The following is a 17,427-nucleotide window of genomic DNA, read 5'->3' on the forward strand; positions in this document are numbered from 1 at the left end:
GCGTTTAGGCAGACTTCTTGAGTCCCTTAGACTCAAGCAAAGTCATGGGGTCGTCAATGTGTGTGGCATCGAACCGCAGATCGGTCAGGCCGTCGGTGGGTAACTCGAACAGCAGGTCGGTCATGGCTTTTTCCAGCACGGCACGCAGTCCACGCGCTCCGGTCTTGCGCTCCTTGGCACGGTGGGCCACTTCGCGCAGGGCGGCTTCGGTAAAGCTCAGGTCCACGTCCTGAAAACCGAACAGGGCCTGATACTGCTGCACGATGGCGCCCTGAGGCTCGGTCAGAATGCGGATCAGCGCTTCCTCGTCGAGGTCCTGAAGCTGCACCACCAGCGGCAGGCGGCCCACGAATTCGGGAATGAGGCCGAACTTCACCAAATCTTCGGGCAGGAAGCGCAGTTCCTGGGTTTCTTCGCCCTTGTGCTCTGCGCCGAAGCCCACGGCCCGCACGTTGGTTCGGCTGCGGGCGATGTCGGCCATGCTCTCGAAGGCTCCGCCCACGATAAACAGGATGTTTTTGGTGTTGACCTGCACAAGTTCCTGCTGCGGGTGCTTGCGGCCACCCTGCGGCGGCACCTGCGCGATGGTGCCCTCGATGATCTTGAGGAGGGCCTGTTGCACGCCCTCGCCCGACACGTCGCGGGTGATGCTGGTGCCCTCGCTCTTGCGGGCAATCTTGTCGATTTCATCGATATAGATGATGCCGCGCTCGGCAGAAGCCACATCGTATTCGGCGGCCTGAAGCAGGCGCACGATCACGTTTTCCACATCGTCGCCCACGTATCCGGCTTCGGTGAGGGTGGTGGCGTCGGCAATGGCAAAGGGCACTTCCAGCATCTCGGCCAGGCTCTGGGCCAGCAGCGTTTTACCCGTCCCAGTGGGGCCGATCAGCAAAATGTTGCTTTTTTGCAGGTTCACGTCGGGGTGTGCGAGGCGCTGATAATGGCTGACCACGGCCACCGCAAGGGCTTTTTTGGCCTCTTCCTGCCCGATCACGAATTCATCGAGGTAAGCCTTGATTTCGCGGGGGGTGGGGAGTTCGTCGAGGCTGAACTCGCTGCCGCCCTTCTTGTTCTGCTTGACGAGTTCGTGCGCCCGCTCGGTGCACTCGTTGCAGATGAAAGCGGCGCGGCCCGGTGCCTCGATCAGTTGCGCGATCTGAGGATGCTGCCGCCCACAAAAAGAGCAACGGTCGCCGCTGGTGGTGCCAGAAGTATTGCCTGTGCGTCCGGTCATTGCGATTCTCCAATCTGCCGTGTCTGCTCGATCACGGTGTCGATCAGGCCGTATTTCAGGGCTTCTTCGGGCGACATGAAGTAGTCGCGCTCCATGTCACGCATCAGCTTTTCATGGGGAAGATCGGTGTGGCGGTGGTAGATGCTGACCAATTTGTCTCGCAGGTGCAGCACTTCCTTGGCCTGCACTTCCAGATCGGGGGTGTTGCCCCGGAAGCCCGCCGATCCCTGATGAATCATGATGCGGCTGTTGGGCAGGGCCATGCGCTTGCCCTTATCGCCGCCCATCAGCAGCACGCTGCCCATGCTCATGGCGATGCCCACGCAGATGGTGGACACGGGAGCCTTGATGTACCGCATGGTGTCGTAGATCGCCAGACCCGCGTACACCTCACCGCCGGGGCAGTTGATGTACATCTGAATCTCCTGCTCCGGGTTTTGCGAATCGAGCAACAGGAGCTGTGCCACGATGGAATTCGCCATCTGCGACTCGATGGGAGTGCCCACGAAGATAATCCGGTCTTTGAGCAAACGGGAGTAAATGTCGTAACTCCGCTCGCCCCGCCCGGTCTGTTCAATCACATACGGAATCACGCTCATGCGGCGCATTATCGCACGGGTTGCCCGCAGGAACGTAGCCAAAATGAGGGTTAAGACAGAAGGTATCCGGTGGTCTGTTGGGGGCAGGGGTGTGAAGTACAGCTTTGGATAGGCTGGCCGAAGGTATTAGGACAGCATTCTGTGAGGAGTTTGTGGGCGGCGGGAAAGGGAAACGGTATTGCTGTGATAGGCCACAAAGCATAAGCCAGAGGGCCTAAGCAAAGGCGCATCCGCCCTTCCTTAGACCCCCTGCTACATCCCTGTTTTATTGATCTATTTAAGCTGTCGCCCTCAGTCCACGATCATCGGAATGAGCACGGGATTGCGCCCTGTCACCTTCCGCACGAAGCGCCGGACTGCGCCGTACATATCGTCGCGCACGTCTTCGAGGCGTTTTTTCTCGCGTACGCCCTGTTCCACTGCTTCCAACGCCACGCGGCGAATCTGGTTGTCGAGTTCGCGGTTGGCCCGCACAAAGCCGCGTGACACGATTTCGACGTGTGGCACGGGATGCAGCACCGCCGTCATGATCAGAATGCCTTCCTGACTCATGTTCACGCGGTCCAGAAGCACGTCGTCGCCAATGTCGCCCACGCCGAGGCCGTCCACATACACCGCTCCGGCGGGCACGGTTCCACTGACCTTGAATTCGTCTGGGCCGAGGCGCACCACGTCACCGTTTTTGGCGATCAAGGTGCGTTTGGGCGGGCGCGGCAGGGTCTGGGCCAGGCGGGCGTGGTTGATCTGGTGGCGGGGTTCGCCGTGCCAGGGCAGGAAGTATTTGGGGCGGGCGAGGTTGAGCACCTGCGCCAGTTCTTCCTGACTGCCGTGACCCGAGGCGTGCACCTTGTGGTTGGGCGGGTAATACACGTCCACGCCGATTTCATAGAGTCGGTTGATCACGAGGTTTACGGCCTCTTCGTTGCCGGGAATCGGGTTGCTGCTCAGAATCACGCTGTCGCCGCGCCGCAGCGCAATCTTGGCGTGCGTGCCGAAGGCGAGGCGAGACAGCACGCTCATGGGCTGGCCCTGCGACCCGGTGCACACGAACAGCACCTGCTGGTCTTGCAGGCCGCCCACTTCCTCGCTGGTCAGGAAGGGATCGGGGGCCGTCATGTAGCCCAACGTCTGCGCGACCTGCGCGTATTTCAGCATGGAGCGGCCTTCCATAACCACGCGGCGGCTCTGGCGGTGGGCCATGTTCAGGATGTTCTGAATGCGGTGGACCTGTGAGGCGAAGGTGGTCAGGAACACGCGGCCCTTGCACCCGGCGATCACTTCTTCGAGGGCGCGGGACACGTCGGCCTCCGAGGTGGTGCGGCCCTGACGCTCGGCGTTGGTGGAGTCGCTGATCAGCAGCAGCACGCCGTCTTTGCCCGCCTGCTCGATGCGCGGCAGGTCGCTGAGCAGGCCGTCGGTGGGATGTTCGTCCAGCTTGAAATCCCCGGTGTGCAGCACGCGGCCCACGGGCGTGGTCAGGATGTACCCGGCATTGTCGGGAATGGAATGGGTCATGCGAATAAACTCGACGTGAAAGTGCGTGCCGATCTGAACCTTGTCGTTCATGCCGACTTCGCGCAGGTCGGTATCGGCATCCTTGATCCCAAATTCCGACAGCTTTTCACGGAGCAGGCCCATCGTCAGGCCGCCGCCGTACACGGGCACGCGGGGCAGGCGGGGCAGGATATAGGGCAGGCCGCCGATGTGGTCTTCGTGGCCGTGCGTCAGAATCCAGCCCTTGATCATGTGGGCGTTTTGCTGGAGGTAGTCGATGCGCGGAATGATCAGGTCAATGCCCATCTGGTGCGAATCGGGAAAGGCCAGACCGCCGTCAACGACCATGATTTCGTCGCCGTAGCGGTAAGCGAAGATATTCTTGCCGATCTCGCCCATGCCGCCCAGCGGAATCACGTCGAGGTGGCCCGGCTCGGAGGCGGGCACGGCTGGCGTAAGCGAGGTCGGTACGGCCCCTGTAGACGGGTCGGTGTCTGTGGTGTTCATGTGGACTCCAAGTGGTCTCAAAAGAAAGTTTGAGCCTTGTTATGAATGGTGCAGCGGCGCATGAGGCGCGGCCCTAATGTTGCGGCGGTATTGATCTTGCAGCTCGGTGCAGCAGTGTGAACTCAGCAGTGTTGACGCATTGGGCTTGCAAATTGTGTCGCTCGGTCACAACAACAGACCAGAACGCGGTTCCCTCAACCTAGCACATGGCCGCCGGGGGTGCCGCCTTCCCTACCGGTTCCTTGCAGCGGCTCCATATCCATAGTGCAGCTCCTTTAATGAAAACCAGGAGAGCGTTACGAAAATGAGTTTTTTAAGAGATTTGAGGGTCTTGACAGACCGAATAAATAACGCCTCTTGATTTCAAGTCTGACGCCCCAGACGCAGCCGTCATATCTACTTTAATGTGACAAAAGCCCCATTTCCCATCAATAGTCATACCTCGCATGAATATAAGTTCATGAAGTCGTATCATGGGGGGGTGAGCGCACAACGGATTCTGGTGGTCGAGGACGACCTCGACATTGCAAATGTCCTGCGAATGGACTTAACTGACGCAGGTTACGCGGTTGACCACGCGGACTCGGCCATGAACGGCCTGATTCGCGCACGGGAAGATCACCCGGATCTGATCTTGCTGGATCTGGGCCTGCCCGATTTCGACGGTGGAGACGTGGTTCAGCGCCTCCGGAAGAACAGCGCCGTGCCGATCATCGTGCTGACGGCCCGCGATACCGTGGACGAAAAGGTGCGGCTGCTGGGGCTGGGAGCCGACGATTACCTGATCAAGCCGTTCCATCCCGACGAACTGCTGGCCCGCGTGAAGGTGCAACTGCGCCAGCGCACCAGCGAGAGCCTGAGCATGGGCGACCTGACCCTCGACCCCCAGAAGCGTCTGGTGACCTACAAAGCCGAAGAACTGCGCCTGTCTCCCAAGGAGTTTGACATTCTGGCGCTGCTGATCCGTCAGCCGGGCCGCGTGTACTCGCGCCATGAAATCGGTCAGGAAATCTGGCAGGGCCGCCTCCCCGAAGGCAGCAACGTGGTGGACGTGCATATGGCGAACCTGCGGGCCAAGCTGCGCGACCTCGACGGATACGGCCTGCTGAGAACCGTGCGCGGCGTCGGGTACGCCCTGCGCGGCTGAATCTCCTGCAATGAGAGCGGCCAGATGACATCAGACCAGGCCAAACTGGAAGAGGGCCAAGCGGCCTCCCCCCCACAGGCCTGGTCTGGCCTGCCCGCCGGGGCGCTGCTGGCTGCCCTGCCCGATCCGGTCTTCTGGCTCCATTCGGGCGGCGTGCTGCCCAATGCTGCGGCTGAGGCGCTCTTTTCCTGTCATCTCCACTCCCTCTCTTCTGCCCAGCACGCTGGCTCCCCTGCCCAGAATTCAGGCTGGCCTGCGCTGCTGGGCGGTATTCCTGCCCTGACTGACGCCCTGCCCCGCGCAGAGGCGGGCGAAACCCTGACCCTGCCGCTGACTGTGGAGGGGGCGGGGTTTACGGCCACTCTTTCCCCGGCTGGCCCTTCCTCCGGCCAGCCGGGCGGCGTGTTGCTTCACCTGCGGGCCAGAGTGCTCGATCCGCTGGAAGGAGCGCTGGAGTTGCTGGACAACCTGAATCTGGGCCTGACCGTTCAGAATCGGGAGGCCAGGATCTTGCATGCCAACAATGCAGCGCAAAAAATTCTGGGCCTCACACTGGATCAGCTGACGGGCCGGGATTCGCTCGACCCACGCTGGAAGGCGGTGCATCCGGATGGCTCGCCGTTTCCGGGCAACACCCATCCCAGCATTCGCAGTCTGGAAACCGGGCAAATCCTGCGTGATGTGCCGATGGGCGTGTTTACGCCGCCCACCTCCCAACGCGCTTCAGAGGAATGGCGCTGGCTGAGCGTCACGGCGCTTCCGCAGGGGCCGAGTCCCTGGTTACCGGAGGGCGGCGTGCTGACCATTTTCAGTGACGCCACCGCTGCCCAGCGCACGCGGGGGCAGTTGCAGGGCACCGAGGCCCGCTTCCGGTCACTTGTAGAGGCCACCTCTCAGATCGTGTGGGTGTCGGCTCCGGACGGCATGCTGCACCCGCCTCAGCCCGACTGGACGGAATTTACCGGACAGACCGACGCGGAACTGGCCGGAACCGGCTGGATGAATGCCCTTCATCCCGACGACATCGCTCCATCGGGAGAGGTATGGGGCGAGGCGCTGAGGCGGCAGGGTCTGTACGAAAACGAGTACCGGGTGCGGCGCAAAGACGGCGTGTACGTGCCCATGCAGGCCCGAGCCATCCCGGTGAAAAACGAGGATGGCAGCGTGCGCGAATGGGTGGGTACGAGTTCGGACATCAGCGCGGTGCGGGCCGCCGAAGCACGCCTGCGCGAGCTGAACGCCACCCTGGAGGCCCGCGTGCAGGAGCGCACCGACGAGCTGGCGCAGATCACGCGCTTTACCACCCTGCTGCTGGGCGCGGCGGGCGAGGGGATCCTGGGACTGGACGCAGGCGGGCGCAATACGTTTGCCAATCCAGCGGCGGCCCGTGTGCTGGGCTACGGCATAGAGCGCCTGATCGGGGCCGATCAGCACGCGTTGATCCACCATCATCAGGCAGACGGCACGCCGAACGATCCCGCCGACAGTCCCATTTTGAAAACGATCAGGGATGGTCAGACCCGCCGTGTGGAGGCCGACGTGTTCTGGCACGCACAGGGGCAGCCGGTTCCGGTGGCCTATATCGTGACGCCCACGCAGGATGAAACCGGAAGCGTGACTGGAGCGGTGCTGATGTTTCAGGACATCACCGAGCGCCAGTTGGCCCGCACCGCCCTGGAAGACGCCATTGCCGACCTGGAACGCAGCAACCGCGAGTTGGAGCAGTTTGCGTATGTGGCGAGCCACGACCTACAGGAGCCGCTGAGGACGGTGGGCAGCTATGCTCAGCTGCTCACGCGCCGCTATCAGGGCCAGCTTGACCCGCGTGCCGACCAGTACCTCGGCTTTATGCAGGAAGCAGTGAGCCGGATGCAGAGCCTGATCCGCGAACTGTTGAGCTTTGCTCAGATCGGGCGCACCGATGCCCAACCGCGTCACGTTTCTCTGGAGGCCGTGTTGCAGGAGGCCGCCCAGAACGTGCAGGGGGCGCTGTCGTCTACAGGTGGGCAACTGAACTGGGACGCGCCGGGCACCATACTGGGACATTCCTCGCTGCTGGTTCAGCTTTTTACCAATCTGATCGGCAACGGCCTCAAGTTTCACCGCGAGGGAGTTCCGCCGCAGGTCAGGGTCACGGCGCGGCCCGAGGGAAACATGCTGCGCATTGAGGTCAGAGACAACGGAATAGGCATCACGCCTGAATATCACGAACGAATTTTCGCTATTTTTCAACGGTTGCATCGCCGCGAGGCCTACCCAGGCACCGGCATGGGGCTGGCTATCTGCCGCAAAATCGTGGAGCACCACGGCGGCACACTGGGGATCACCTTACCCCCGCCTGACCAATTTGGCAGTATTCTGACCCTCACCCTTCCCATGCCAGCCTCTCCTCAATCGGCATTGCCCCTGTGAGCCAGCCTGTGAATATACCCAATACACTGAATACACACGCCACCATAGAAATTTTGCTTGTCGAGGACAGCGAGCCAGATATCCTGTTGACCCAGGAAGCCTTTGCCGATGCCCGCGTACCCAACCGCCTGCATGTGGCCCGCGACGGCGTGGACGCTCTGAATTTTTTGCGCCGCGAGGGAATTCATGCCAACGCTCCGCGTCCCGACGTGATTTTGCTGGACATCAACATGCCACGCAAAAACGGCTTGGAGGTGCTGACCGAGATCAAGTCCGATCCCCTGCTGGGCAGCATTCCGGTGGTCATGCTCACGACAAGTCAGGCCGAGGACGACGTCCGCACTTCCTATGCCCGCCATGCGAGCGGGTACGTCATCAAACCTGTCGGCTTCGACAACTTTTTGACGGCCATTCGCGCTTTCGAGGATTTCTGGATGACCTTCGTCCGCTTTCCGCCCCGTGCCTGAGCGTTCTCAGCAGGCCAACTCCAACAACGACGATCCCCCAGCCGAAGAAGCTGGGGGAACGCTTTTGGGGGTGTCAGGCTTAGACGGGGCGGCGGTCCGTGGTGGTGGTCACGGTTGCGGGGCGGTTGCGGCCCAGCAGGCCGAACAGGCCGAGCAGCCCGAGCAGACCCCAGGGGAACTCGCGGGTATCGGCGGTGCCGTTGTTGTTGGCATCCACGACGCCGTCACCGTTGGGGTCTACTGCATTGTCCACGGCTGCACCGGCATCGTCTACAGCTTCGCCGGTTGCGTCTACCGCGTTGTCTACGGCCTCACCAGTGGCGGCAGCAGCGTTGTCTACAGCCTCGCCTGCCTGCTCGGCGGTTCCATCGGTGCTGTCGGTGCTGGTGTCCTGTACCTGAATGTAGCTGGAGGAAGGAGCAGTGGCGAGGGCGGTGGGGGCGGCAAACAGCAGGGCGAGCGTCAACAGGGTCTTGTTCATGGGGTTCTCCTAGGTCAGCCGCGCCTAAGCAGGGCAGTGGGAATGTTCTCTGCCTTGAGGCAAGAGGAATGACCAGAGTGTGCCCTGTATTGCAAAAAAAACCCTGAGATGTTGCCCAAGCTCGCCTTTAAGTGGCGTTTCGCCAACCTGAAGGTAGGATCACGCAGCCGTCAGATTGACCAGAGGCCTTCAGTCGGCGGCGGCCTCCGCCTGTGCGGTGGCCTGCATCGCGCTCAGTACGTTTTGCATGTGCTGGTCGAGTTCTACGCCCAGTTCCTCTGCTCCCTGCACCACCTCGTCACGGTTCACACCACTGGCAAAAGCCCGGTTCTTGAAACGCTTTTTGAGGCTGGACAGTTCCACGCCCCGCACATCCCGGTCAGGGCGCACCAACGCTGCGGCCTGCACCAATCCTGTCAGCTCGTCTACGGCAAACAAGGTGCGGGACAGGAGCGAGGTACGCGGCGTGTGGGTATAGGCGGCGTGCCCCATGATGGCGTCCAGCACAGCTTCGGGCGTATCGGTCTTGGTTCTCAGGAACTCCACGCCCCACTGCGGATGGGTTTCTGGGCGCAGTTCGTAATCGAAGTCGTGCAGCAGGCCCGTCACGGCGTACAGGTCTTCGTCTTCGTTCCAGTGACGCGCATACCAGCGCATGGCCGCTTCCACGTTCAGCATGTGCCGCCGCAAAGATTCGGAGGGCGTGTGTTCTTGCATCAGGGCGTAGGCCTGTTCGCGGTTCATGGTTCAGTTTAGCGGGCAACGACGACGGGTCAGCGTGCAGCAGCGCAAAGAACTCACCTGCATAACTTGACTATCCCTGCATACCGGGCTATACTTTTCTCAATCAAGTTCAGTTCACCGCCGCCAGAAGGCGGATTTTTTTATGGCTCTTGCGGGCCTTTCTGAAGGCAGGCTTTGTGACCGACCTTTTTCATGGTTCCGACCCTATGCTCTAGCCTGCTTCCATGACCGCGCTGCCGCCCCAGCCTGATTTCCAGCCTGACGAACTGCCACCAACGCCGCCGGAAGGCTTACCACTGGAACAGGAAGCCCCGCCCGAACGCGGCCCGGTCCGTCAGCGGTCTCCTCTGCCCGATGTCCTGCGTGGTCTGGCCCTCCTGGGCATCCTGATCGTGAACGTGCAGGACTTTGCCGGGTTCCGGGTCTGGACCCAGGGCGGCCTAGACCGCGCCGTGCAGGTACTCACCGATATTTTCGCCAATGGGCGTTCGATCAGCCTGTTTGCCATGCTGTTCGGCTGGGGCGCGGCAGGGCTGCTGGCACGGCAGGGGGTGGGCACATTTTTGCTGCGTCACGCGGTGCTGCTGGCGGTGGGCAGCCTGCATTTCATCTTCGTCTGGCACGGCGACATCATTGCCAATTACGCGTTGCTGGGCGTGTTCTTGCTGCTGACCATCCAGATGACGGCTCCTCTGCTGGTGCTCCTGGCAGGAGGAATGGGCGCGTGGTGGCTGGCAGATGGAGTGTGGGCCAGCGTTCAGGCCAGCCTCTCCGAAACGCAGTTTGGGCGCTTCGCGGGTCTGCCCCAACTGAGTTCGGATTACGGCAGCGTGGTCAGCGACCGGGCCAGCGATTTCAGCTCCAACCTGATCGGCGGCAGCATCTACAACGCGCCCTGGCTGCTGGCCCTGTTCTGCCTGGGGGCCGCCGCGTGGCGCACGGGCCTGCTGACCCGCCCACACGAACACCTGCCCCTGCTGCGCCGCCTGACGGGGTGGGGCTGGAGCCTCGGCCTGCCGCTGGGGGTGCTGCTGGCGTGGCTGAACACGCGGGGCGACTACGCTTCGGGCCTGCTGGCAATTCCGGTGCGGATGGGCGGCGGGCTGGCGCTGGCACTGGGGTACGTGGGAGTGCTGGGCACGCTGGCCGCCCGTGACCAACTGGGCCGTTGGCTGGCCTTTGCCGCCAGCGGGCGCGTCGCCATGAGCAACTACATTGCCCAGAGCCTGATCATGACTGCCGTGTTTTATCCCTATGCAGGCGCACAGTTTGGAAAGTGGGGCGCGGCATCGGCAGTGGCGTTGGCACTGGTGGTGGGGCTGGCCCAGTTGCCGGTCAGTGCGTGGATCTTGCGGCGCTGGGGCACGGGGCCGCTGGAACGGCTGGTGCGGGCGCTGGTGTACGGCGTGCGTCCGGGCAAGAAGTCAGGTGAAGTTGGAAGGTGAACCCCCCCGTTGCTGTGCAACGCCCCCCCTTAGACTTGAAAAGCTCCGCAGGAGAGGGGAGGACAACAGCTCTTTTGCGCTCCCCTCAAGGGGGGCTGGCGGCGAAGCCGACTGGGGGGTTCACACACAGCGTTGATGGACCAACGCAACCGGGCCTTTCTTCTCCGCTGCTTTAGAATAAAAAACGTTGTGCGCCTTCCAACGCAAGGGAAGCGCCGAACTCAAGGAGACACAAAAACATGGCCGGTCACAGCAAATGGTCGCAAATCAAGCGCAAGAAGGGAGCCAACGACAAGCGGCGTTCGGCCATTATCAGCAAGCACCTGCGGGCTATCACGGCGGCGGTGCGTTCGGGTGGCAGCGGCGACCCGGCGGGCAACCTCAGCCTCAAAAACTGCATCGCGGCGGCCAAGGCCGATACGGTTCCGGTGGACAACATCGACAGCGCCATCAAGCGGGCCTTGGGCGCGGGCGAAGGTGCAGCGGAGTACAAGGAAGTCAGCTATGAGGGCTACGGCCCCGGCGGAACAGCCATCTTTATCGAGGCCCTGACCGACAACGTGAACCGCACGGTGGCCGAGGTTCGCAGCGTGTTCAGCAAGAAGGGCGGCAGCATGGGCAACAGCGGCAGCGTGGCCTGGCAGTTCGAGAAAAAAGGCGTGCTGCTGGTGGCCGACGCCTCGGAAGCCGCGCAGGAAGCCGCCATCGAACACGGCGCGGAAGACTTTCTGGAAAGTGAGGACGGCCTGGAGATCACCGCCGCCCCCGCCGACCTCTACGCCGTGCAGGACGGCCTGACCGCCGCCGGATTCGCCGTGGAAAGCGCCCAGATCACCATGATTCCCAGCAACACGGTGGCCGTAGAGGGCGACGACGCCCGCAAACTGATGGTGCTGATGGAAGCTCTGGAAGATTTGGACGACGTGCAGAACGTGTATTCCAACGCGGATATGCCGGAGGAAGAAGAGCAGTAAGTGGGAAGTGGTGAGTGGTAAGTAGAAAAAGCGTGGCCTGCACACCGAATATCGTTGCAGGCCACGCCCTTATCTTTTCCCACTCACCACTGACCACTCACGGTTTTACAGCACCAATGCCCGCGCATTTCCGCCCAGCCTGTCCCACAGCGTAAAGGCGGCCCGTGCGCCGGGGCGGATGATGCCTTCATCTTCCCAGCCTGCGGCCAGGGCGGGGCCGCGTGTGTGGGCGTGCAGCACGTCCAGTTCGGTCAGGGCCTCGTGCGGGGCCACCCGGCCACCTTCGTCGTCCACGCGGCTGACGGCGGCGGCAAAATTGGCGCGGTAATCGGGCGGAGTCACGGGGGCGTCACTGCCGAAGGCCAGCACTGCTCCGGCATCCCGCAGAGCGCGGAAGGCGTACGTTTCTGCCTCCAGATGCGGCAACAACTGGCGAATCATCGCGCCGTCGCCCTGTAGGTGCATGGGCTGCACGCTGGCCGTCAGTCCGGCAAACCGGGGCACATCGGCGGGCCGCAGATGCTGGGCATGCTCGATTCTGAGGCGAATTCCACGGGCGGCGGCGGCCTCTCGCAGATGGTCGTAGGCGTCCAGCACCTCGGTATTGGCCCGGTCTCCGATGGCGTGCGTGACGGGCGTGAGGCCCAGCGCAATGGCCTGTGCGCCCAGTTCGCGGATCAGTTCGGGCGAATCCAGCGCGATGCCTGTGCCGCTGCCATCGGCAAACCCCGGCGCGTGTAGCCAGGCGGTGCGGCTTCCCAGTGCGCCATCGGCAAAAAACTTGACGCCGCCCCACTGAAACAGCCCGCCCGGTCCCTGCGGAGCCACGCCGAGGCCGAGGCCCAGTTCACGGGCCAGATGCAGGCGCTCGTGCGGCAGGCTGGCCCAGACCCGCAGCGGCAACTCTGCGCGGGAAGCGAGGGTTTGCAGGGCGCGGGGAGCCTCGGGCGCTTCGTAGGCCATCGTGTGGGCGCTGACGTAACCGCGTGCCGCGAGGTCATCTGCCCCGGCCTTTGCAGCAGCCAGATACTGCGCCTCACTGGGAGCCGGAATCGCGCCGACGACCAGATCGGTGGCACTCTCCAGCAATGTACCGAGGGGCCGCACGATTTTTCCGCCCGCCGGATCGGGGGTGGCGTCTGAAATTCCGGCCAGACGGAGCGCCAGCGAATTGGCCCACGCCAGATGCAGGTCGCGGGAATACAGCAAGACCGGGTGGTGCGGGCTGACCTCGTCCAGCAGCGCGGCACTGGGGTATTCGGTGAGGCCCAGTTCGCTCATCAGGAAGCCGCCGCCGCGAATCCAGGTGCCGTGGGGTGTGTTCATGGCCCGCTGCGCCACCCGTGCCTGCACTTCCGTGACGCTGCGTGCGCCGTGCAGCCCGACTTGCGACAGAGAAAAGCCGTAGCCGACCAAATGAATATGCGCGTCGGCCAGCCCAGGCGTCAGCAGCAGGTCACGGTGATCGTGGCGCTGGGCGCGGGGAGCGAGTGCGCCCAGTTCTTCGGCAGACCCGGCGGCCAGAATGCGCCCGCCCCCCACCAACACAGCCCCGACTTCGGGCTGGGCAGGATCGAGCGTGAGGGTACGGGCCAACAGAAGATGCAGCGGCGGAGTCATGGCCTCAGCCTAGAGCAGCGGCGCGGGGGCTGTCCGGGTATTGGCCCCAGGTCGTTCCTGTATGCGGGAATGGAAAACACTGCATTTACGGTCACTTGTTCTCACAGTGCGGCAGGAGCCTGCTAGACTGCTCACATGCCGCGCATCCTTGTCGTGGATGACGACGCCGCCATCCTCAAGCTCATCAGTGTCATCCTGTCCCGTGCTGGGCATGAGGTTCGCACCAGCAATCATCCGGTCGAAGCCCTTGATCTGCTTAAAGTTTTCACGCCTGATCTGGTGATCAGCGACGTGGTCATGCCCTACATGACGGGCCTGGAGTTTCTGGAAAAAGTGCGTGACAACGAGCAGTTGGGCGCATTACCGTTTGTGCTGCTGTCGAGCCATGCCGAGCGCGGCGACGTGCGCCGGGGCATGAATCTGGGGGCCGATGACTACCTGCCCAAGCCCTTCACACCGCAAGACCTGACCACTGCCGTAGACGCGAGACTGCGCCGCGCTGGCCTGACCATTCAGGGCGAAAGCGGAATGCTGGCAAAGGGTCTGGGCACCGCTCAGGTGGTCTGGAAAGGGGCGGCGGTGGCGTGGGTTTCACGCAAGGCGCTGGAACTGTTCTTCTATCTGCTGGAACACAAAGAAGTGACGAGCTGGGAAGCCGCCGAAGCGCTGTGGCCCGAAAAAGACGAGGCCCGCGCCAGCAGCCTGTTTCATACGACCCTGCACCGCCTGCGCCGCAGCCTCAGCAACGAGGCCGTGATTAGCACCAACCGCCGCTACGCCCTCGCCAGCGACCTGACCCCCGAATACGACGTGCAGCGCTACGAACTGCTGGCTGGGCAGGCCGAAAACGGCAGCCTCGGCCTGGAAGAACTGCGCGAATTGGCAGGCATCTACGGCCACTTTTTGCCCGGAGCCGACAGCCCGTGGGTCGATGACGTGCGCTCGCGGCTGGAGCAAAAGCAGCTCAGCATTCTGGGCCTTGCCGCCCGCGCCGCCACCGACGCCGGACGTGCCAAAGACGCCGCCATGCTGCACCAACGCGCCCTCGCCATCGACCCCATGAGTGAACTGGACTGGCAGGGTTTGGCCCGCGCCCTCGATACCATCGGTGATCCCCGCGCCCGCCTCGCCGCTCAGCGCGAAGCTTGGTGGGCTGTGGATCTGGACTGAGCGGAGAGAACACAAGAGTTTTGGTGCGCCCCTTTAAGGGGAATTGGCGACAAAGCAGACTGGGGGGTTCACATGCCAACGTTGCGTGTGAACCCCCCAGTTGTTGACGCACCGCCCTTCATCTGGCAGATTCACCCCTTCCCCGCCGCTGATAGACTGCACCTATGACGGTTCCGCCCACCACTGCCCCAACCACGGCACAGATTCGCGAAAAGTATCTGTCTTTTTTCGAGAGCAAAGGCCACCTGCGCCTGCCCAGCCACAGCCTGATTGCCCCTGACCCCACCACGCTGTTTACGGTGGCGGGAATGCAGCCCTTCAAACCGCAGTTTATGGGCGCGGCGGCCAAATTCCCCGGCTACGGCGACAATCCCCGCGTAACCACGGCCCAGAAATGCCTGCGCGTGGGCGACATCGAGAACGTGGGGCGCACGCTGCGTCACTGCTCGCTGCTGGAAATGCTGGGCAACTTCAGCTTTGGCGATTACTTCAAGCGCGAGGCCCTCACCTGGGCGTGGGAATTCCTGACTTCTCCAGAATGGATGGGCCTTGATGCGTCCAAGCTGTACGCCACCATCTACGAGAACGACGAGGAAGCCTTCGGCATCTGGACGCAGGAAATAGGGCTGCCCGAAGACCACCTGCTGCGCTTTGGGGCCGACGAGAATTTCTGGCCCGCCGATGCGCCCGCCAAAGGGCCAAACGGCCCCTGCGGGCCATGCAGCGAGATTTTTTATGACCGGGGGCCAGCCTACGGCGACGATACGTGGGCAGAATACGCCGACACCCGCGAAAGTGCCCGCTTTCTGGAAATCTGGAACAACGTGTTTCCGCAGTTCGAGCGGCAGGAACCGCAGGCCGACGGCACACCCACTCTGGTCGAATTGCCCGCCAAGAACATCGATACGGGCATGGGCCTGGAGCGCGTCGCCACCGTGGTGCAGGATGTGTTCGACTTCTATTCCAACGATGTGTTCGCGCCGATCATCGCCCGGATCGTGGAACTGAGCGGCAAGCCGTACCTCGGGCCAGAAAGCATCTCTCACCGCGTGGTGGCCGAGCATGTCCGGTCTGTGAGCATGACCCTGGCCGACGGCGTTTCCCTGAGCAACACCGGGCGCGGCTACGTGATTCGCAAGATTTTGCGCCGCGCCAGCCGCCACGCCTATCTGCTCGGCCTGCGCGAACCCGTGCTGCATACGCTGGTGCCGCTGGTGGTGGCAAGCATGGGCGGCGCTTACCCCGAACTGGTGAGCGAAGAAGCCCGCGTGACGGCAGCGATTCGGGCCGAGGAAGAACGGTTCCTGAAGACGCTGGAAGGCGGGATTCAGCGACTCCAAGTAGCTATTGCCAAACTGGGACGTTTGTACGACAGGCAAAATTCATCCGATGGCGTGACTTACACCATCCGTGACGAGCATCGTAAGTACCATGATTGGGTTTATACAAAGTTTGGGAGAGAAATTTACAGCAAAGCAGACATCATGAATCCAGATGGCATGATGACTATCGGGCGGGCCAGCTTCCCAGCACATATTGCTCAAATCACAGATTTTCAGCCTACAGACCTCATACTTTCTGGCGAGGAAGCCTTTACCCTCTACGACACCTACGGCTTCCCGGTAGACCTGACCAAAGAAATTGCCGAAGAATACGGCGTCACCGTGGATGAAGCCGGATATGCCGAGAGCCTGGAAAAGGCGCAGGCCACAGCGCGGGCAGGCAGCAAGTACGGCAAATCCGAACTGTTTGGCGCACAGGACACCGTGGGCGACCTGAGCGCCACCGCGTTTGTGGGCTACGACCACCTCGAAGCCGAGGGGCTAGTGCTGGCGCTGATGACCTCTGAAGGCCGCGTGGACGCGCTGGAAGCGGGCACGGCGGGCACGGTGGTACTCACGCAGACGCCGTTTTATGCCGAGGGTGGCGGCGAGGTAGGCGATACCGGACGGCTGGAATGGACAGGTGAGGACGGCCTCGCGGGCGCGGGCGTGGTGCGCGATACCCGCAAGACTCCCGGCGGCGTGTTCCTGCATGAGGTGGAAGTGCAGGCCGGAACCCTGACCCCTGATATCACGGTGCGCGGCGTGGTAGACGGAGCGCGGCAGGCCACCGAGCGCCACCACACGGCCACCCACCTGCTGCACGCGGCCCTGCGTGCCGTGCTGGGCGACGGCGTGCGTCAGGCTGGATCGTTGGTGGCCCCGGATCGTCTGCGCTTTGATTTTGCCCACGGCGCAGCCCTGAGCACCGCAGAACTGGCCGAAGTGGAACGCCTCGTCAGCCGCTGGATCAGCGCCGACTTTGCGGTGCAGTGGCAGGAAATGCCCATTGCACAGGCCAAAGCAGCGGGCGCGACGGCCCTCTTTGGCGAAAAATACGGCGAGACGGTGCGCGTGGTCAGCGTGGAAGGCAGCGTGACCCTTGGCGGCCACACCGTGAGCAGCAAGGAACTCTGCGGCGGCGCACATGTGACCCGTACCGGCGAAATCGGCGCGTTTGTGCTGCTGAGCGATGAAAACGTGGCGGCGGGCGTGCGCCGGATCGAGGCTCTGGCAGGAGAGGCCGCCACCGCGTGGCTGCGCGAACGCCTGAACAGTGACGCCCGCCTTGCCGCCAGCCTGAACACCAGTCTGGAGGGTCTGGAGGTGCGTGTGGCCCAGCTTCAGGCCCAACTGAAGGCCGCCGAGAAGGAAACGGTGCAGGTACGCCGCCAACTGACCGAAGCGCAGATGAGCGGCGGAAACGGCGGCGGCGCGGCCCCCCTGCGCGAATTGGGCGGCTTCCGGGTAGCGGCCCTGAAACTGACCGGAATTGCGGGCAACGAACTGCGCGGAGCCGCCGACAAGTTGCTGGACACCAGCGGCGCTGATCTGGTGGTCATCGCCTCGGATGCCGGACTGGTCATCAAGGCCACCAAAGAAGCTGTGGCACGGGGCGCACACGCGGGCCAACTGGTGGGCAAACTCGCCGCCGCAGCGGGCGGTAAGGGCGGGGGCCGCCCAGATATGGCACAGGCCGGGATCCAGAACCCGGATGCGGCGCTAGAGGCGCTGGACACGGCGTTCTAAGCAATTCCGACTGAGGGAATTCCAACTGAGAGCGGGAGCCGGGGCGATGGCCTGCGGCT

13 protein-coding genes are annotated in these 17,427 nt (G+C 62.9%); 7 read left to right on the forward strand and 6 right to left on the reverse strand.

The genetic code is table 11. The features are described from left to right. Window positions 1–4 precede the first annotated feature (4 nt). The 3 genes from clpX to F561_RS0109815 form a co-directional block, all read right to left on the reverse strand. Complete coding sequence (clpX, locus tag F561_RS0109805; RefSeq protein ID WP_019009785.1) at window positions 5–1,237, reverse strand: ATP-dependent Clp protease ATP-binding subunit ClpX; 1,233 nt, start codon at window positions 1,235–1,237, stop codon at window positions 5–7. Continuing rightward, window positions 1,234–1,845, reverse strand: coding sequence for an ATP-dependent Clp protease proteolytic subunit (gene clpP, locus F561_RS0109810; protein WP_019009786.1), 612 nt, complete (start codon window positions 1,843–1,845; stop codon window positions 1,234–1,236). Before clpP ends, clpX begins: the two co-directional genes overlap by 4 nt. Window positions 1,846–2,127: 282 nt before the next feature. After that, window positions 2,128–3,837 (reverse strand): ribonuclease J, encoded by a 1,710-nt coding sequence (locus F561_RS0109815; protein ID WP_019009787.1) that lies wholly within the window; start codon window positions 3,835–3,837, stop codon window positions 2,128–2,130. 460 nt (window positions 3,838–4,297) lie between these two features. Here F561_RS0109815 and F561_RS0109820 point away from each other — a divergent pair, with 460 nt between their 5' ends. The 3 genes from F561_RS0109820 to F561_RS0109830 are packed head-to-tail and all read left to right on the forward strand — an operon-like array spanning window position 4,298 to window position 7,863. Then, complete coding sequence (locus F561_RS0109820) at window positions 4,298–4,984, forward strand: response regulator transcription factor (RefSeq protein WP_040380358.1); 687 nt, start codon at window positions 4,298–4,300, stop codon at window positions 4,982–4,984. A gap of 24 nt (window positions 4,985–5,008) precedes the next feature. Continuing rightward, window positions 5,009–7,396: a PAS domain-containing sensor histidine kinase gene (locus F561_RS0109825; RefSeq protein ID WP_019009789.1), complete on the forward strand. Its 2,388-nt coding sequence runs from the start codon at window positions 5,009–5,011 to the stop codon at window positions 7,394–7,396. Window positions 7,397–7,404: 8 nt separating this feature from the next. After that, the gene (locus F561_RS0109830; RefSeq protein WP_019009790.1) at window positions 7,405–7,863 is read left to right on the forward strand and encodes a response regulator; all 459 of its coding nucleotides are present in this window, start codon (window positions 7,405–7,407) and stop codon (window positions 7,861–7,863) included. A 79-nt stretch (window positions 7,864–7,942) separates the two neighbouring features. Here the strand turns inward: F561_RS0109830 and F561_RS0109835 are convergent, their stop codons facing one another. Both F561_RS0109835 and F561_RS0109840 read right to left on the reverse strand, forming a co-directional pair. Then, on the reverse strand, window positions 7,943–8,344 hold the full coding sequence (locus F561_RS0109835) for a hypothetical protein (RefSeq protein ID WP_019009791.1): 402 nt from the start codon (window positions 8,342–8,344) through the stop codon (window positions 7,943–7,945). Between the two features lie 189 nt (window positions 8,345–8,533). After that, window positions 8,534–9,088: an HD domain-containing protein gene (locus tag F561_RS0109840; RefSeq protein ID WP_019009792.1), complete on the reverse strand. Its 555-nt coding sequence runs from the start codon at window positions 9,086–9,088 to the stop codon at window positions 8,534–8,536. 224 nt (window positions 9,089–9,312) lie between these two features. Between F561_RS0109840 and F561_RS0109845 the strand changes: the two genes are divergently transcribed. Together F561_RS0109845 and F561_RS0109850 are read left to right on the forward strand one after the other, a co-directional pair. After that, entirely contained in the window at window positions 9,313–10,533 is a 1,221-nt protein-coding gene (locus tag F561_RS0109845; protein WP_019009793.1) for a DUF418 domain-containing protein, read from the forward strand. A gap of 239 nt (window positions 10,534–10,772) precedes the next feature. Further along, on the forward strand, window positions 10,773–11,507 hold the full coding sequence (locus F561_RS0109850) for a YebC/PmpR family DNA-binding transcriptional regulator (RefSeq protein WP_019009794.1): 735 nt from the start codon (window positions 10,773–10,775) through the stop codon (window positions 11,505–11,507). A gap of 105 nt (window positions 11,508–11,612) precedes the next feature. Here F561_RS0109850 and F561_RS0109855 read toward each other — a convergent pair whose 3' ends face one another. Then, window positions 11,613–13,127, reverse strand: a complete 1,515-nt coding sequence (locus tag F561_RS0109855; RefSeq protein ID WP_019009795.1) for an amidohydrolase — start codon at window positions 13,125–13,127, stop codon at window positions 11,613–11,615. A 135-nt stretch (window positions 13,128–13,262) separates the two neighbouring features. Here F561_RS0109855 and F561_RS0109860 point away from each other — a divergent pair, with 135 nt between their 5' ends. Beyond that, window positions 13,263–14,297, forward strand: coding sequence for an AfsR/SARP family transcriptional regulator (locus F561_RS0109860; RefSeq protein ID WP_019009796.1), 1,035 nt, complete (start codon window positions 13,263–13,265; stop codon window positions 14,295–14,297). Between the two features lie 164 nt (window positions 14,298–14,461). Continuing rightward, window positions 14,462–17,368 (forward strand): alanine--tRNA ligase, encoded by a 2,907-nt coding sequence (alaS, locus tag F561_RS0109865; RefSeq protein WP_019009797.1) that lies wholly within the window; start codon window positions 14,462–14,464, stop codon window positions 17,366–17,368. Window positions 17,369–17,427: the final 59 nt, after the last annotated feature.

Origin of the sequence: Deinococcus aquatilis DSM 23025, assembly GCF_000378445.1 — a bacterium.
Lineage (GTDB): Bacteria > Deinococcota > Deinococci > Deinococcales > Deinococcaceae > Deinococcus > Deinococcus aquatilis.

Coding starts and splice junctions, on each gene's coding strand:
- clpX (WP_019009785.1), bottom strand. CDS start 1,237: ATGACCGGACGCACAGGCAATACTTCTGGCACCACCAGCGGCGACCGT.
- clpP (WP_019009786.1), bottom strand. CDS start 1,845: ATGCGCCGCATGAGCGTGATTCCGTATGTGATTGAACAGACCGGGCGG.
- F561_RS0109815 (WP_019009787.1), bottom strand. CDS start 3,837: ATGAACACCACAGACACCGACCCGTCTACAGGGGCCGTACCGACCTCG.
- F561_RS0109820 (WP_040380358.1), top strand. CDS start 4,298: ATGAAGTCGTATCATGGGGGGGTGAGCGCACAACGGATTCTGGTGGTC.
- F561_RS0109825 (WP_019009789.1), top strand. CDS start 5,009: ATGACATCAGACCAGGCCAAACTGGAAGAGGGCCAAGCGGCCTCCCCC.
- F561_RS0109835 (WP_019009791.1), bottom strand. CDS start 8,344: ATGAACAAGACCCTGTTGACGCTCGCCCTGCTGTTTGCCGCCCCCACC.
- F561_RS0109840 (WP_019009792.1), bottom strand. CDS start 9,088: ATGAACCGCGAACAGGCCTACGCCCTGATGCAAGAACACACGCCCTCC.
- F561_RS0109845 (WP_019009793.1), top strand. CDS start 9,313: ATGACCGCGCTGCCGCCCCAGCCTGATTTCCAGCCTGACGAACTGCCA.
- F561_RS0109850 (WP_019009794.1), top strand. CDS start 10,773: ATGGCCGGTCACAGCAAATGGTCGCAAATCAAGCGCAAGAAGGGAGCC.
- F561_RS0109855 (WP_019009795.1), bottom strand. CDS start 13,127: ATGACTCCGCCGCTGCATCTTCTGTTGGCCCGTACCCTCACGCTCGAT.
- F561_RS0109860 (WP_019009796.1), top strand. CDS start 13,263: ATGCCGCGCATCCTTGTCGTGGATGACGACGCCGCCATCCTCAAGCTC.
- alaS (WP_019009797.1), top strand. CDS start 14,462: ATGACGGTTCCGCCCACCACTGCCCCAACCACGGCACAGATTCGCGAA.